Raw genomic sequence first — 16,569 nt, 5'->3', positions numbered from 1 at the left:
TGGTTCCGCTCTGTTATTGCTATCTACAAAAATCACCCAATCACTTAATCACTCAATCATTTAATCATAGTCTTCATTTAATCATAGTAATCACAGTCTCGATGACGTACTGCTGCTCCTCGTCGGTAAGGGTCGGGTACATGGGCAGGCTCAGGCAGCGGGCATAATACTGCTCCGCATACGGAAAATCACCCCAATTCCAGCCGGATTGCCGGTAATACGGCATTGTATGCACCGGAATATAGTGCACCTGGGCAAAAATCTGCTTCGTCCGCAGGAAATCATACAGCCCCTTCCGGTCCTCTACCTGAATAACATACAAATGATAGGCATGCCCCGCCGATGCAGCCGGCACAATGGTTTTCACGGCCGTACCGGCAAAGGCCTCGTCGTAACGGGCAGCAATCTCCCGGCGGCGGGTCAGCATCTGGTCAGCCCGCGATAACTGACTGAGGCCCAAGGCCGCCTGCATGTCAGTCAGGCGGTAATTATAGCCCAGCTCCTGCATCTGCATGTACCAGCCACCCCGTTCCGGTTCACCCGGCTGCAACTCCGTCCACTCCTCCGGCTTATTGGTAATGCCATGCGTCCGTAACCGGAGCAGGTGTTTATACAGTTTTTCGTCGTTGGTCGTGATCATTCCCCCTTCTCCGCTCGCAATGTGTTTTACGGGGTGAAAACTGAAAATAGCCAGATCGGCCAGTGAGCCATCGCCGCAACGGTAGGTTTCCCCGTCAGCGGTCGTCAGGGAGGCACCCGGCGCATGGCAGGCATCTTCGATCAGCCACAGCCCAAACTCGTCGGCCAGTTCCCGGAACGCGGGCAGGTCAACGGGGTAGCCGGCAAAATCAACGGGAATGATGCCCGAAAACGTGCCTTTGGGATGGGCTTCCAGCAGCGCCCGGACCGCTTTCGGGTCGAGCAAAGCTGTTTCCGGGTCAATGTCCGCAAAAAATACCTCGCCGCCGCAATACCGCACACAGTTGGCCGATGCCGAAAATGTAATCGGTGTTGTAATCACTTTGGTACCTGGCCCGACACCCAGCGCCATTGCACACAGGTGCAGTGCTGCTGTCCCGTTGGCAATGGCGACGGCATACTTTGCGCCGATGTACGCTGCAAAAGCCGTCTCAAAAGCCGCAATATTGGGCCCCTGCGTCAGAAAAGGCGACCGCAGGACGTCATTAACCGCCAGAATATCGTCGTCGGTAATATGTTGCCGACCGTATGGAATAGGTTGCATACCGCTTAAACAACAAAGTCAGGATCTACGTGCTGACGAACCTGATCGCGCAGTTGTCCGACCGTCAGCCACTCGGTATTGGTACCGGAATTGTACTTGAAGCCCATTGGCACCCGCGTCGCGTTGAACGCCTTCAGGTAATCTTCTACTTCCCAGATCGGTGTCGATGGCGTGATCACATAATAGCGGTCCGTTTCGATGGTATTCAGCGAGTCGGTTTCGGTGATCATCTCTTCGTGCAGCTTTTCGCCCGGCCGCACACCGACCAGCTTCTGTTCGCAATCCGGGCCAATCGCCGTGGCGACATCTGTGATGCGGTACGAAGGGATTTTCGGGACAAAGATTTCGCCGCCCCACGCCTGCTCCAGCGCATAAAGCACCATTTCTACGCCTTCTTCCAGCGAGATATTGAAGCGGGTCATGTCGTTGTGCGTAATCGGTAAAACACCTTCTTTCCGCTTTTCAAGGAAGAACGGCACCACCGACCCCCGCGAACCGATTACGTTGCCATACCGGACCACCGAGAACCGCAGATCGCGGCTGCCTTTCATGTTATTAGCGGCTACGAACAGTTTATCCGAGCACAGTTTTGTGGCGCCATACAGGTTGATTGGTGCCGCCGCCTTATCGGTCGACAAGGCCACTACCCGCTTAACACCGTTGTCCAGCGCCGCATTGATCACGTTTTCAGCACCGAATACGTTGGTTTTAATGCACTCCATCGGATTGTATTCCGCCGCTGGTACCTGCTTGAGCGCCGCCGCATGTACAATGATGTCGATGCCTTCGCAGGCCCGTTTCAGCCGCTCACCATCGCGCACATCGCCGATGAAAAAGCGAATCGACTTGTAAACCGATGTCGGGTAGTGCTGCGACATTTCGAACTGTTTCAGCTCATCCCGCGAATAAATAACCACCCGCCGTACGTCCGGATAGCGCTTGTAAACCATTTCCACGAACTTCTTACCGAATGAGCCGGTGCCACCGGTAATCAGGATCGACTTATTATTTAAATCAAGCATAGATTATGATGCTGCGTTAGACTTTTTTAACTGCACCCGTTCCAGGGCGTCGATATAACTCTTGCTGCTGGCATTCAACAAACGAACGCCGAGGTAGTCTGCGTATTCCCGCAAGACCTCATAGCCCCGGAAGGCTTTATGGAGCGATAAAAACTGATCCGCCATCGAATGGGTTTTCGTCCGGTGTTTATCGGCGTAAACCGGCACATAGGCCACATCTTTCGGCTTATCGTAAAAATGCATCTGCTGCATCAGCAGCTGATTCTGCTCATCGATTCGGATTTGCTCATGCCACGACTGGTCGGCGCCGAACAGATAAACCGCATCGAATTGCCGGCTCAGCATCAGAAACAGGGCGGATACAATCACCGTCTGCGACTGCCCGATACCAAGCCCGGCCTTATATAAGCGGAATCTGAACCAGCGGAACCCCTTGATGACGCTGTAGTTAAAATACACCGGTTTAATGTTTGGATTGCGCGCCTCAATCGTGTTCATGATGTAGGAACCCTTCGCAAAGCGGGGTACATACAGGTGCATCGGCCAGTCGACTGAGGCCAGAAACACACCAAGCGTCTGCCTGATATCCTCGCGGTCGGTTGTCTGCTCGGTAAAGACAAAGTAATTCGGATCGGCAATCACATAGTCCTGCGGCTTCAGCTGCAGAAAATACGGCGAATGCGCAAAGTTATTGACACAGACAATTTCGGTCTGTAGTATAAAATGGAGGTCTTTTTCCAGGGATGTATTCAGGGAAGGACCATTACCGAGAACCGAGCATACGGCTTTTTGCCGGGCAGGAAGACGAAACCGAAACGATGATTGAACCAGAATTTTTAACAGCGAAATCAGTGAGTTAGCCAGATCGGTTAACCAGGTACTCAGTGACTTATAAATTACCTCTATCATGCAAGCGTGCTGCCCTGCCAGTTTGGATTAACAGGACAAAATAAGCGAAAATTCAGGAAACGGGCATAGTTCAGGGTTCATAGCCGTTTTTCAACAGTCAGCTTAGGTGAGGGTATCCCACCCATATTGCGTTTAAACCGCATCAGGCCGGGTTTGGGCAGTTGCTCCTCATCCAGCGAAACGCCAAGATCCAGCAACCGGATTCCCTGTTCGCAGCAATAGTGATATAGCCCGTGAATCAGCATAACCATCGGGCTGAACCGGCGATACTGTGCGCTGTCGACCGGCAGAAAATGATACAGAATCGTATCACTGACCCGTACGCAGACGCTCATAGCCGCCCACTCACCACCCGCCTCAACCACAAACACCGGAAAACGGTCAGGCATTCCGGTCAGTAGCCGGCGCAATTGTTCCGGCGCAATGGTCAGCGGGTATTGCTGCCCGGCCCGCCGCTGCTGCCAGTAGGCAATTATCAGGCCGGGTTGCGGTTCGGTCAGTTGCCGGAAGGTAAACCCCGCCCGTTCGGCTTTCCGTAACCGCTGCATTTCCTGGGCTGCCATGCGGCAGCTGAGATTTTCATCCGTAACCGGTATATAGTGTGCTACAGGATCTGCGATGATCCGGAAGTCTTTTTTTAACAACCGTTCCATAAAATATGCCGTTTGTTCCGGCGCATAACAATTGGGAGGCTGTTTAATCAACACCGATTCAATTGCCAGCGAACGCATTACCGATTCGATACGCTCAATTAAACTATCCAGTATGCTAGCCGGCAATAAAATAGTACTTTCAAGCGACCCGAACGGAGCCGAAAACGGGCTGTACCAGCGGGACGATTGCTGAAAGAATGTACAACGTGCAACCGGTTGCCCGGTCTGCTGGTCTATGATACAAAAATGATGAAATGCCTGGTTTCCCTGTGTCCGCAGGTGCCGATCGTCATTATACAAAAAACCAGATGCCCCAAATGAAGTTAACACTTGGGAAGAGTCATTTTCGTAATATTGGATAACATAAGAACTAACCATGTAACTATCTCATGATCAGCAAACACAACAACAACAACCCGGTTTACTTACATTAGTAATAAAAACCGCAAATTGTGTATAAAATAGATAATATGGTTGATATTGTTACCCTGCCGGTAAGCCCTCGTCTAATGATCAGGCGCTTATTCTGGTAAGCCTAAAGAAAGTGTAAATAGAGAGAATATGTCGGAAGAAACCCCGGTGATGCTATCGCCGGGGTTCTTTGTTGTATCAAGCAAGTGTCATGCCAAAGCATACTACTTCTTTTTTTTGCATAACTGCTGGTATGCCAGCTGAATAAGTCCGTCTTTTAAGCCCAGATCCGGAACAATAATTTCGGTAGCATCGGCCCACCTCATCGCCGACAGATAAATCTCGGCGGCCGGCAGAATGACATCGGCCCGGTCGGGATTCAGCCGTAGTTTATTAATCCGGTCTTCCAGACTGTATTGGGCAATGTATTCCTTGATCCGCTCAATTTCGGCGATGGTTGTCGATAGCTCAGACTGTTTCGAGGCCAGATTAAACAGCTTGCTGATGTTGCCGCCCGTCCCTACCGCAATGACCTCCTGCGACCGGTCAACGTTCTCCTCAATCCACTCATGCATCGACCGCCAGGCCCCTTTTGATTCTTTGCCTTCCAGCAACCGCACCGAACCAATTTTAAACGAACGTGAATTTATTTTCTCCCGATCCTGATAGAGGTTCAGCTCGGTACTGCCGCCCCCGACGTCGATGTGCAGAAACTGACGGTTATCCAGCGCCTGTACGACCACATTGTTAATCAGCTCGGCTTCCCGCTTGCCGTCAATAATATGAATTTTGATGCCGGTCGATGCTAAAATCCGGTCTGCCACCTCAGGGCCGTTTTCCGACTCCCGCATGGCCGATGTTGCACAGGCCATGTAAGCTTCTACCTCATGCAGCTCCATCAACAGCTTATAGACCTGCATGAGTTTGGTCGTACGCGCTTCGCTCTCTTCTGTCAACGCGCCGAACGAGAACACATCGTGGCCTAACCGTAACGGAAACCGGACGTACTCGACTTTTTTAAAGCTAGTGACATCGCCGTTGTGCAGAACGTTTGAAATCTGGAGACGGGCCGCGTTAGACCCTATATCAATGGCTGCAATTTTCATAAATCGTGAAGTGATAAAGGCATCAACCTTTTACGAAGCCCCAAAAGTAGTCTATTTTTGGCTATGACGCTTACACTGTGTACTTTTGCGGAATTGCTTATCAAGAAAGACCGAGGGACCGGACCCAACGAAGTCTTAGCAACCCTTTTTTAGTATAACATACCTGAACAATAACCAATAAGCCCTGATAATTGATTATTGTCCGGTTGTCTTTTTACTAAAAAAAACGGTGCTACGTTCCACCCCAACGAATGGGGACAGATAAGTTGCGTTACGCTCTCGCCCTTTCTGTTAAGCCTGAAATGCTAGCTTCACCAAACCCGCTGCCTTTAGCAGACGGGTTAATGACAAATGCCGTTTTGAAGAAGATTAACGAACTCCTGCAAAACCGTATTCTCGTACTCGATGGCGCCATGGGTACGATGATTCAACGGTACAACCTGACAGAAGCCGACTATCGGGGCGAACGTTTTTCAGATTGGGCTCACGATCTGAAAGGCAACAATGATCTCCTGTCGCTGACACAACCGGCGATTATTCAGGAAATCCACCGGCAATATCTGGATGCCGGATCCGACATTATCGAAACCAATACCTTCAGTGGTACGACCATCGCCATGGCCGACTACCACATGGAGTCACTGGCCTACGAGCTGAACTACGAATCGGCGCGCATTGCCAAAGAAGTGACAGTTGCCTATACCCAACAGGATCCGGACAGACCACGGTTTGTCGCCGGTGCGATGGGGCCAACCAACCGCACGGCCAGCCTGTCGCCCGACGTTAATAACCCGGGTTACCGCGCCGTAACGTTCGATCAGCTGGTCGATGCCTATTACGAACAGGTAGCCGGGCTGGTCGAAGGCGGATCGGATATTCTGCTGGTCGAAACTATTTTTGACACCCTGAACGCCAAGGCGGCTCTGTTCGCCATTGACAAATACTTTGCTGATAAAGGGCAGGAACCGTTGCCAATCATGGTATCCGGAACGATTACGGATGCCTCGGGCCGAACCCTTTCCGGTCAGACAACCGAAGCATTCCTGTACTCGGTCTCACACCTGCCGCTGCTAAGCGTGGGGCTGAACTGTGCGCTCGGTGCCGAACTGATGCGCCCGTATATTCAGACACTCGCCAAAGAAGCCCCGTTTTTTGTCTCGGCCTATCCGAACGCCGGCCTGCCGAACGAATTCGGCGAATACGACGAAACACCGGCCAGTATGGCGTCGCAGGTCGAAGATTTTATCAAGTCCGGCTTTATAAACATTGTCGGTGGTTGCTGCGGATCAACGCCAGACCACATTGCGGCCATTGCACAGGTTGCGGCGCGTTACCAGCCACGGCCGTTCCCGCAGCCGGAGCCCTACCAGAAACTCAGCGGTCTTGAACCGTTAAAGATTACGGAAAACACCAACTTCGTCAATATCGGCGAACGGACGAACGTAACCGGGTCAAAGGCTTTTGCCCGCCTCATTAAATCGGGTGACTACGACGCAGCCTTGTCCGTAGCCCGTCAGCAGGTGGAAAACGGGGCGCAGGTGATCGATGTAAACATGGATGAGGGCATGCTCGACTCCATCGAAGCGATGACCACCTTCCTGAACCTGATTGCTGCCGAGCCGGATATTGCCCGTGTTCCGATCATGATCGACTCCTCGAAGTGGGAAGTCATCGAAGCCGGTCTGAAATGCGTGCAGGGTAAAGCCATCGTAAACTCGATCTCGCTGAAAGAAGGCGAAGACATGTTTATCGAGCGGGCCAATCTGGTGAAACGCTATGGAGCGGCCGTGATTGTGATGGCGTTTGACGAAGCCGGTCAGGCCGATAACTACGAGCGCCGGATTGAAATCTGCGAACGCGCCTACCGCATTCTGGTCGATAAGGTGCATTTCCTGCCGCAGGACATCATTTTCGACCCCAACATCCTGACCGTAGCCACGGGCATTGAAGAGCATAATAACTATGCCGTCGACTTTATCAACGCGACCCGCTGGATTAAGGAAAACCTGCCGCTGGCCAAAGTGTCGGGCGGGGTGTCCAATATTTCGTTCTCGTTCCGTGGCAATGAGGTGGTTCGCGAAGCCATGCACTCGGTTTTCCTGTACTACGCCATCAAGGCAGGCATGGACATGGGGATTGTCAACGCCGGGCAGCTGGCAGTTTACGACACGATTCCGGCCGATCTGCTGGAGCGTGTGGAAGATGTGATCCTGAACCGCCGCGACGATGCAACCGAGCGGCTGGTTACGTTTGCGGAAACGGTTAAGGCTAAAGGTAAGGAAATTGTTCAGGACAATGCATGGCGCAATGAACCGGTCCGCGACCGGCTGAAGCATGCGCTGGTAAAAGGCATTACCGATTTCATCGACGAAGACGTGGAAGAAATCCGGCAGCAGGTAAGCCGCCCGCTGGATGTGATCGAGGGTCCGCTGATGGACGGCATGAACGTAGTCGGTGATCTCTTCGGCGAAGGAAAAATGTTCCTCCCACAGGTCGTTAAGTCGGCGCGGGTGATGAAAAAAGCCGTTGCCTACCTGACTCCGTTTATCGAAGAAGAAAAAGAAGGCGGCGCAGCAGCAGCCGGTAAAGTCCTGTTAGCCACCGTAAAAGGTGACGTACACGACATCGGCAAAAACATTGTTGGTGTTGTATTAGGGTGTAATAACTACGAAATTATTGACCTTGGCGTGATGGTGGCGACCCAGAAAATTCTGGACGAAGCCCGTAAACAGAACGCCGATATCATTGGCCTGAGCGGACTGATTACGCCGTCGCTGGACGAGATGGTGGGCGTTGCCAAAGAAATGGAACGGCAGGGCTTTACGATTCCGTTGCTGATCGGCGGGGCCACGACCTCGCGCATTCACACGGCCGTAAAAATCGACCCACACTACTCAGGGCCGGTTATCCATGTACTGGATGCCAGCCGGAGTGTACCGGTCGCCGGCCGCCTGACAAGTCAGGATATGGCCACGCGCGAGGACATTTTCAAAGAGATCAAGGCGGAGTACGTCCGTATCCGCGAGGATCACGCCAAGCGCCAGAAAGAAAAGAACTCGCTGTCGATTGACAAGGCCCGTGCGAACCGTACCCAAATCGACTGGTCAACCTTTGAGCCGGTAAAACCTGCGTTTCTGGGCAATCAGTACTTCCACGATTATTCACTGGCTGAAATCGCTAAATACATCGACTGGACGCCGTTTTTCCAGACCTGGCAGCTACACGGCAAGTACCCGAAAATTTTCGATGACGCAACCGTAGGAACGGAAGCGCGGAAACTGTTCGATGATGCCAACGCGCTGCTGAATGAAATCATCAGCAAGAAATTACTGACCGCTAAGGCGGTGGTTGGGTTCTTCCCCGCCAATGCGACCGAGGACGACGTGCTGCTGCATGAGTTTGAAGAAGTTGTACACGAAACCCGTTGCGAACGCCACGGTTCACACCGGCATATCGAATATAAGCTGAGCGGACAACCGGCCGTAACGCCGAAAGAAGCCGGAGAGCTGGTTTACGATACCAAAGCCGTCCTCCATTTCCTGCGTCAGCAAAACCAGAAGGCACTGGGTCTGCCCAACATCAGCCTGGCCGACTACATTGCACCGCTCGACAGCGGCCGCGAGGACTACATCGGCGGTTTTGCCGTAACGGCGGGCATTGGTATAGAAGCGCTGCTCGAAAAATATGACCGCGACCACGACGATTACAACAGTATCATGGTGAAGGCCCTGGCCGATCGTCTGGCCGAAGCCTTTGCCGAACTGATGCACGAGCGGGTACGGAAAGAATTCTGGGGCTATACACCACAAGAGCAATTCTCGAATGACGAGCTGATTAAGGAAAACTATCAGGGGATACGGCCAGCGCCCGGCTATCCGGCCTGTCCGGATCACACCGAAAAGGCAACCCTGTTTGACCTCCTCGATGCCAACCAGATCGGGATCGAACTCACCGAGAGCTTTGCCATGTATCCGGCCTCATCGGTAAGCGGGTTCTACTTCAGCCATCCTGAATCGAAGTATTTTGCCGTGGGTAAAATCACGAAGGATCAGGTGATTGACTACGCTCACCGCAAGCAGATGAGCATCGGCGATGTGGAACGCTGGCTGGCTCCCGTGCTGAGCTACGACGCCTGATAAAACAAAAGGCCGTTTCCGGAGAAACGGCCTTTTTTTATATATCTACAGGGCTGTGTGCCCCGAATACGGGAAGATAAATTCCGAAGGTTCACGCATGATTTTCAGTTGAGTATCAAAATCCGATGCCAACCGTTTCGGAGCACTCCATTTAGAATAAATCCTTGATATTAATCCGACGGTGCAGCTGTTCTTCGTTCTTAAACGGAAGGTGCACCATTACCTTGCCTTCTTCGTACAAGGCTTCGATCTGGTCGGCGTTCACGAAGTCCGGAATATCCAGAACCCGGAGAAACATCGGAACGGCCAGGCGCTGCGGGATAGCATCCTCTGCGTCGTTGTCATCCTCCTGAAAATGAGAATTACTGACCAGCAGCGTGTATATAACCAGTTTATTTCCTTCAACCAGGACGTTAAAAGCAGTGGCTTTCACGCTGGGAGCCGACAGGGTGATGACCAGGCGATCTTCCTCGCGCTGAACATCCATTGTCGTCATGCTTGAGCCGCCGTAAAGCGTATTAAGCAAATCGATCTGCCCACCTGTTCCGCTGAATACATTTTCGATGGCTTTCATGGTATCTGTCGTTTACTGTTCTGTTTATGATTATTCAAATGTCGTGCCGATTGGCGTCGTACCTTTCCTAACAGTCAGGCTGTCAGGAAAATTCATCAAAAAAATGGCTAAATGCGACGTTTTGGCGTATTTTTGCCATTTACCGAAAAAAAACGTCCAAAATGTCCATGTGGATACTGTTGCTCGCCGTGTTGCTTTTTGTGGTGATAGTGGGGCTAATCCTCCACAGACAACAAAAAGGACTACGGGTGCTGATGTACCACAAAGTGGACCCCGTGCGTTCGGACATGCTTACCGTAACACCAGAACAGCTGCGACAGCAGGTACAATACCTGCGTACCGGCGGCTATTCAGTCATTACCATGCCCGATTTACTGGCCTATGTGCAGGGTCAGCGCCCATCGCTTCCCAAACGGCCTGTACTGGTTACGTTTGATGACGCGTATGAAAACAACCTTACCTACGCACTGCCAATCCTCAAAGAACACCAGACGCCGGCAACCATTTTTGTCCCGACCGCCTATATCGGCGATATTAATGCGTGGGACAGCGGTACGCCATCGTTTATTGCCGACAACCTTTTGACGGCAGAACAACTGAAAGGTTTAAGCCCTTCGTTAATTTCCCTGGCTTATCATTCCCACCGGCACATTAATTATAAACATACTGATCCGGCAGGGATCCGTGATGATTTAAAAGAGAATAAGCAAACGGCTCAGGAGATGGCATTACCGATGGTTAGTGCATTCGCCTATCCCTATGGAGGCCGGCCCAAAAAGCCTGTGGTTCGTCAGCAGATGTACGATGCCATGGGGGCGGCCGGCATACAACTCGGCTTTCGCATCGGTAACCGGATTAACCCGTTACCAATCCGTCATCCGTTTGACATTAACCGAATTGATATTCGCGGAACTGACTCATTGTCTGCGTTTAAGCGTAAAGTCAGGTGGGGCAAACTTTTGTAACTACAAGGTAGCTTAATAACCTGAAAAAACAACAAACCATGCATATTAAAATTGGAACAAGGGGCAGCCGTCTGGCCCTCTGGCAAGCCGAACATATTCAGTCACTTTTACAACAGGGCGGCCTGACATCAGAACTTGTCCTGATCGAAACCAAAGGTGATCAGATTCTCGACCGTTCGTTGTCGAAAATCGGCAGTAAAGGCGTTTTTACCCAGGAACTCGAAGACCAGCTGCGCGACGGCAGCATCGATATTGCCGTTCACAGCGCCAAAGACCTGCAGTCATCACTGCCGGCCGATTTACACATTCTGGCCTTTACAGAACGGGAACAGGTGAATGATGTTCTGGTAAGCCGCAATAAGAGCCTGTCGCTGACCAGTGGTCAGGCTTTCGTAATCGGAACCTCATCTACGCGCCGGGTCGCGATGCTGAAGCATTTCTGTCCGCACATTAAGGTGGTCGACATGCGCGGTAATCTGCAGACGCGGCTCCGGAAACTCGATGAAGGCCAGTGTGATGCCCTCCTGCTTGCCTACGCGGGCGTTCACCGGATGGAATACGATGACCTGATTGCGGAGCACTTGCCCCTGCATGAGTTCACTACGGCGGTCGGACAGGGCAGCGTAGCCATTGAAATTGCGGATACACTCTCTCCGGATAAACAACAGCTTATCCGGCAGCTGACCAATCATGAGCCAACCGAAGCCTGCCTGAAGGCCGAACGCGCCTTTCTGCGCCGCCTGGAAGGTGGCTGCAGCATTCCGGTATTCGGGCTGGCGCAATGGAGCGGCGACCTTATTGAACTCACTGGTGGCATCATCAGCCTGGACGGTCAGCAGGTATTGCGCGAAACGTTCAGCGCCCAACCCACCGAAGCGGAGCAACTGGGGCAACAGCTGGCCGAAAGTCTGCTGACCAAAGGAGGTGACGACATGCTTAAAACGATCCGCGAACGGCTATGATCCGCAAAGCGCTTACCCCTGCCGACATCGAACGCTGTATACCGGCTATTCTGGCCCTGCGTCCTCACCTGTCCCCCGACCAGATTGTACCACAGGTGCAGCTACAGCAACAGGAAGGTTTTCATCTGGCGTTTGTTGATAACGCTGGGACAGTACCGGCCGCGATCGGCTACCGTATCATGCATCTGCTTTACAGCGGGAAAACGCTTTATATCGATGACCTGTCGACGCTGCCCGAAGGCCGCGGTAAAGGCTATGCCAACGCCCTGCTTGATTTTGTCATTGACGAAGCAAAGGCCTTGGGCTGCACCTGTGTGACGCTCGATTCCGGCCACGCACCCGCACGCTATGATGCGCACCGGCTATACCTTAAGAAGCGATTTAATATTGTCAGCCATCATTTTCGGTTAGATTTGTAGCGGTAAGCCATCTTTCTCAACAATCTATCTTTTACGTACACACGGCGGTATGAACCTTTTTCGAATCAGTTGGAGTAACCTGAAAGACAAACCCCTCAGCAGCTTTCTAAGCGGCCTGCTGATGACACTGGGGATTACCATTATTTCGTTACTGCTGTTGCTGAATAAGCAGCTGGACGATCAGTTCAAGAAAAATATCAAAGGCATCGACATGGTGCTGGGGGCTAAAGGCAGCCCGCTTCAGCTGATTCTGTCAAGTATTTACCAGATCGACGCACCGGTAGGCAATATTCCGCTGGATGAGGCCGAACGGCTCACCCGCAACCCGATGATCAAAACGGCCATTCCGTTATCGATGGGTGATAATTACCGTTCGTTCCGGATCGTAGGCACCAACAAGAAGTACCTTGACCATTTTGAGGCCACGGTCGGGCAGGGGCAGCTTTTCCGTGAAGATATGGAGTGCGTGATCGGGATCCGCGTTGCCGAAGCAACAGGGCTTAAAATCGGCGATACCTTTGCCGGGTCGCACGGCCTGGATGCCGAAGGCGAAGAACATGCCGATAAAAAATACAAGGTCACCGGCATTCTGAACCCGAGCAACACCGTGGCCGATCAGCTGATTCTGACAAATGTATCCAGTATCTGGGCTATTCATGACCACGGCCATGACGAACATGAAGGCGAAGAAGCGCACGCAGAAGGGGAAGACCACGATCATGACCATGAGGCAACCGCAGAAGAAGATCATGAGCACGAAGAACACCGGGAAATCACCAGCATGCTGATTCAGTTCCGCAACCCGCTGGGCATGATGCTGGCACGGGGCATCAACAGTAATTCGAAGCTTCAGGCGGCTCTGCCCAATATTGAAATCAACCGGTTGTTTGAGCTCCTGGGCGTCGGGGTAGACACCCTGCAATACCTGGCGCTGGCCATCATCATCATTGCCGGCATCAGCGTGTTTGTGTCATTATACAACTCCCTGAAAGAACGCAAATACGAAATGGCGCTGATGCTCTCGATGGGCGCCACCCGTACCCAGTTGTTCGGTATGCTGCTACTGGAAGGCTTAGTGCTGGCCCTGATCGGTTTTGTGCTGGGGCTGTTATTCAGTCGTCTGGGCCTTTGGGGCCTGTCGGCGTCGGTAGCAGGCCAGTATCATTATAATCTGGCCGCATTCGGCGTATTACGCGAAGAATGGTTTATTCTGGTAGCCGCCATCCTGATTGGTCTGGTAGCCGCAGCCTTGCCCGCCATCGGTGTATACCGCATGAATATCTCACGGACACTGGCAGAGGAATAGCGTCTGAATAGTAAAAAGAAAAGGCGGGGAAATGACTTTCCCCGCCTTTTTTATGACTGCATATTGAGCGTTTACACGTTCGTCGACGTCAGTTTTGCACCCAGATACTCGCGGTTCAGACGCGCGATGTGATCCAGTGAAATTGACTTAGGACACTCTACTGAGCAGGCACCCGTAAATGAGCAGGCGCCAAAGCCTTCTTCATCCATCTGAGCGACCATCTTCTCCGCACGCGCCAGATGTTCCGGTTTACCCTGCGGCAGTACCGCCAGGTGCGAAACCTTAGCTGCTACAAACAGCATGGCTGATGCGTTCTTACAAGCCGCTACGCAGGCTCCGCAACCGATACACTGAGCCGCATCCATAGCCTCTTCCGCGATTTCGCGTGAAATGGCGATTTCGTTGGCATCCGGTGCAGAACCGGTGTTTACCGATACATAACCACCGGCCTGTACAACGCGGTCAAACGCAGTCCGGTCAACGACCAGATCTTTGATGACCGGGAAAGCCCGCGCGCGCCACGGTTCCACCACGATGGTATCCCCATCGCTGAATGAACGCATATGCAGCTGGCAGGTCGTAGCGCCGGTCTGCGGACCGTGCGGACGGCCATTAATGTACATCGAGCACATCCCGCAAATACCCTCGCGGCAGTCGTGGTCGAAGGCAACGGGCTCTTCGCCTTTGTGCATCAGTTCAACGTTCAGGACGTCAAACATTTCGAGGAATGACATATCCGGTGAAATATTGTCGAGTTTGTACTCAACCATTTTCCCCGCTGTATTGCTATTTTTCTGTCTCCAGACTTGTAAGTTAATTTTCATGGCTTCTGCGATTAACAGATGGCTGCCGTTTCTGATCCGGCAGCCGATAACTTATTTGTAGCTACGCTGAGTCAGTTTTACGTTTTCAAACACCAGTTCTTCCTTGTGCAATACTTCCGGCTGGTTCTCGCCTTTGTATTCCCAGGCAGCAACATAGGCAAAGTTGGCGTCGTCGCGCTGTGCTTCACCATCTTCGGTCTGGAATTCTTCACGGAAGTGGCCACCGCATGATTCTTCCCGGTTCAGGGCATCATCAACCATCAGTGCACCCAGTTCGATGAAGTCGGCAACGCGGCCGGCCAGCTCAAGCGCCTGGTTCAGTTCGTCGGCATCACCCGTAATCCGGATATTTGACCAGAACTCTTTGCGCAGCTCCTGAATCAGCCCTTTCGCTTTTTTCAGCCCTTCGGCGTTCCGCGACATACCGCAGTAATCCCACATGATCAGGCCCAGTTCGCGGTGAATTTCTTCAGCCGTTTTCTTGCCTTTCAGCGACATCAGGTGTTTAATCTGATCGTTAACCGCAGCTTCAGCCTGCTTAAAGGCAGGGTGGTCGGCCGGCAGTTTATCAGACGGGCCGATTGTTGCCAGGTAATCACCGATTGTGTAAGGGATTACGAAGTACCCGTCGGCTAGCCCCTGCATCAGCGCCGAAGCACCGAGGCGGTTGGCACCGTGATCCGAGAAATTCGCTTCGCCCAGGGCGTAGCAACCCGGTACAGTCGTCATCAGGTTATAATCAACCCACAGACCACCCATTGTATAGTGAACCGCCGGATAAATCATCATCGGGGTTTCATACGGATTGTCGTCGGTGATCTTTTCGTACATTTCGAAGAGGTTACCGTATTTGGCTTCAATCGTTTTTTTACCGTCACGCTTGATCGCGTCAGCGAAATCAAGGAATACGGCCAGACCGGTTGAAGCAACCCCGCGGTTTTCGTCACATACGTATTTTGCATTCCGGGAAGCCACATCGCGAGGCACCAGGTTACCGAATGACGGATAACGGCGCTCCAGGAAGTAGTCACGGTCTTCTTCTTTAATCGCACTTGGCTTCAACTGGCCTTTACGTACTTTCTCGGCCATTTCTACCGTTTTCGGCACCCATACGCGGCCGTCATTACGCAGCGACTCCGACATCAGCGTCAGCTTCGACTGGTAATTCCCTTTCACCGGAATACAGGTCGGGTGAATCTGCGTGAAGCAAGGATTGCCGAACAACGCACCTTTTTTGTGTGCGCGCCATGCCGCCGTTACGTTCGAACCCATCGCGTTGGTCGACAGATAGAATACGTTACCGTAGCCACCTGTACACAGCAACACGGCGTGGCCCGAGTGCGATTCAATTTTACCCGTTACGAGGTTCCGTGTAATGATACCCCGTGCCTTACCGCCCTCAACCACCAGGTCAAGCATTTCAGAACGGGTGTACAGTTTCACCTTACCGGTTGCCACCTGACGGCTCAGCGCCGAGTAAGCACCCAGCAGCAGCTGCTGTCCGGTCTGACCACGGGCATAGAACGTACGCGATACCTGCGCGCCACCGAATGAACGGTTCGACAGCAGTCCGCCGTACTCCCGTGCAAACGGAACACCCTGCGCCACACACTGGTCAATAATATTTACGCTGACCTCAGCCAGCCGGTGAACGTTGGCCTCACGCGCCCGGTAGTCGCCACCTTTAACGGTGTCATAAAATAACCGGTAAACGCTGTCACCATCATTCTGATAGTTTTTAGCGGCATTGATACCACCCTGCGCGGCGATAGAGTGCGCCCGGCGCGGACTATCCTGGAAGCAGAATGCTTTTACATTGTAGCCAAGCTCGGCCAGAGAGGCTGCCGCAGAGGCACCTGCCAGACCCGTACCGACTACAATGATTTCATATTTACGTTTGTTAGCCGGGTTAACCAGCTTCAGACCGAACTTGTGCCGTGCCCATTTTTCGGCGAGCGGCCCTTCAGGAATTTTTGACTCCAGTTTCATAAAGCTAATGAGTGAATTAGCGATTGAGTGATACACTCAATCATTCCTGC

General features: G+C 52.4%; 13 protein-coding genes and 1 riboswitch. Of the genes, 5 read left to right on the top strand and 8 right to left on the bottom strand.

The genetic code is table 11. The features are described 5' to 3' along the window. Nucleotides 1-73: 73 nt before the first annotated feature. From pseC to AC23NW_RS19075, 5 genes are all read right to left on the bottom strand, one after another. Nucleotides 74-1,243, bottom strand: a complete 1,170-nt coding sequence (gene pseC / locus AC23NW_RS19095) for a UDP-4-amino-4,6-dideoxy-N-acetyl-beta-L-altrosamine transaminase (protein WP_487451307.1) — start codon at nucleotides 1,241-1,243, stop codon at nucleotides 74-76. Between the two features lie 5 nt (nucleotides 1,244-1,248). Continuing rightward, nucleotides 1,249-2,265: a UDP-N-acetylglucosamine 4,6-dehydratase (inverting) gene (gene pseB, locus AC23NW_RS19090; protein ID WP_487451305.1), complete on the bottom strand. Its 1,017-nt coding sequence runs from the start codon at nucleotides 2,263-2,265 to the stop codon at nucleotides 1,249-1,251. A gap of 3 nt (nucleotides 2,266-2,268) precedes the next feature. Continuing rightward, entirely contained in the window at nucleotides 2,269-3,174 is a 906-nt protein-coding gene (locus AC23NW_RS19085; protein WP_293832947.1) for a hypothetical protein, read from the bottom strand. Nucleotides 3,175-3,251: 77 nt separating this feature from the next. Then, the gene (locus AC23NW_RS19080) at nucleotides 3,252-3,827 is read right to left on the bottom strand and encodes a GNAT family N-acetyltransferase (protein ID WP_487451303.1); all 576 of its coding nucleotides are present in this window, start codon (nucleotides 3,825-3,827) and stop codon (nucleotides 3,252-3,254) included. Between the two features lie 635 nt (nucleotides 3,828-4,462). Further along, a complete protein-coding gene (locus AC23NW_RS19075) occupies nucleotides 4,463-5,344 on the bottom strand; it encodes a Ppx/GppA phosphatase family protein (RefSeq protein WP_487451302.1) in 882 nt (293 codons plus the stop codon). A 94-nt stretch (nucleotides 5,345-5,438) separates the two neighbouring features. Further along, nucleotides 5,439-5,612: riboswitch (SAM riboswitch) on the top strand. Nucleotides 5,613-5,703: 91 nt separating this feature from the next. Between AC23NW_RS19075 and metH the strand changes: the two genes are divergently transcribed. Beyond that, nucleotides 5,704-9,480, top strand: coding sequence for a methionine synthase (metH, locus tag AC23NW_RS19070; protein WP_487451300.1), 3,777 nt, complete (start codon nucleotides 5,704-5,706; stop codon nucleotides 9,478-9,480). A gap of 151 nt (nucleotides 9,481-9,631) precedes the next feature. Here the strand turns inward: metH and AC23NW_RS19065 are convergent, their stop codons facing one another. Then, nucleotides 9,632-10,054, bottom strand: coding sequence for an Hsp20/alpha crystallin family protein (locus AC23NW_RS19065; RefSeq protein ID WP_487451299.1), 423 nt, complete (start codon nucleotides 10,052-10,054; stop codon nucleotides 9,632-9,634). Nucleotides 10,055-10,221: 167 nt separating this feature from the next. On the opposite strand from AC23NW_RS19065, the gene AC23NW_RS19060 reads away from it, so the two are divergent. The 4 genes from AC23NW_RS19060 to AC23NW_RS19045 are packed head-to-tail and all read left to right on the top strand — an operon-like array spanning nucleotide 10,222 to nucleotide 13,706. Further along, nucleotides 10,222-11,019 carry a polysaccharide deacetylase family protein gene (locus AC23NW_RS19060; RefSeq protein ID WP_487451298.1) on the top strand — a complete coding sequence of 266 codons (798 nt, stop codon included), beginning with the start codon at nucleotides 10,222-10,224 and terminating at the stop codon, nucleotides 11,017-11,019. 38 nt (nucleotides 11,020-11,057) lie between these two features. Beyond that, complete coding sequence (gene hemC, locus AC23NW_RS19055) at nucleotides 11,058-11,981, top strand: hydroxymethylbilane synthase (protein WP_487451296.1); 924 nt, start codon at nucleotides 11,058-11,060, stop codon at nucleotides 11,979-11,981. Continuing rightward, on the top strand, nucleotides 11,978-12,400 hold the full coding sequence (locus AC23NW_RS19050) for a GNAT family N-acetyltransferase (protein WP_487451294.1): 423 nt from the start codon (nucleotides 11,978-11,980) through the stop codon (nucleotides 12,398-12,400). Before hemC ends, AC23NW_RS19050 begins: the two co-directional genes overlap by 4 nt. Nucleotides 12,401-12,449: 49 nt before the next feature. Then, entirely contained in the window at nucleotides 12,450-13,706 is a 1,257-nt protein-coding gene (locus AC23NW_RS19045; protein ID WP_487451292.1) for an ABC transporter permease, read from the top strand. A 71-nt stretch (nucleotides 13,707-13,777) separates the two neighbouring features. Here AC23NW_RS19045 and AC23NW_RS19040 read toward each other — a convergent pair whose 3' ends face one another. Together AC23NW_RS19040 and AC23NW_RS19035 are read right to left on the bottom strand one after the other, a co-directional pair. Next, complete coding sequence (locus AC23NW_RS19040; RefSeq protein ID WP_487451290.1) at nucleotides 13,778-14,530, bottom strand: succinate dehydrogenase/fumarate reductase iron-sulfur subunit; 753 nt, start codon at nucleotides 14,528-14,530, stop codon at nucleotides 13,778-13,780. Nucleotides 14,531-14,581: 51 nt separating this feature from the next. Continuing rightward, a complete protein-coding gene (locus AC23NW_RS19035) occupies nucleotides 14,582-16,519 on the bottom strand; it encodes a fumarate reductase/succinate dehydrogenase flavoprotein subunit (protein ID WP_293832964.1) in 1,938 nt (645 codons plus the stop codon). Nucleotides 16,520-16,569 lie beyond the last annotated feature (50 nt).

It is taken from the genome of Arsenicibacter sp. R0_47, from assembly GCF_057652235.1.
This window is presented reverse-complemented; position numbering and strand designations above follow the sequence as displayed.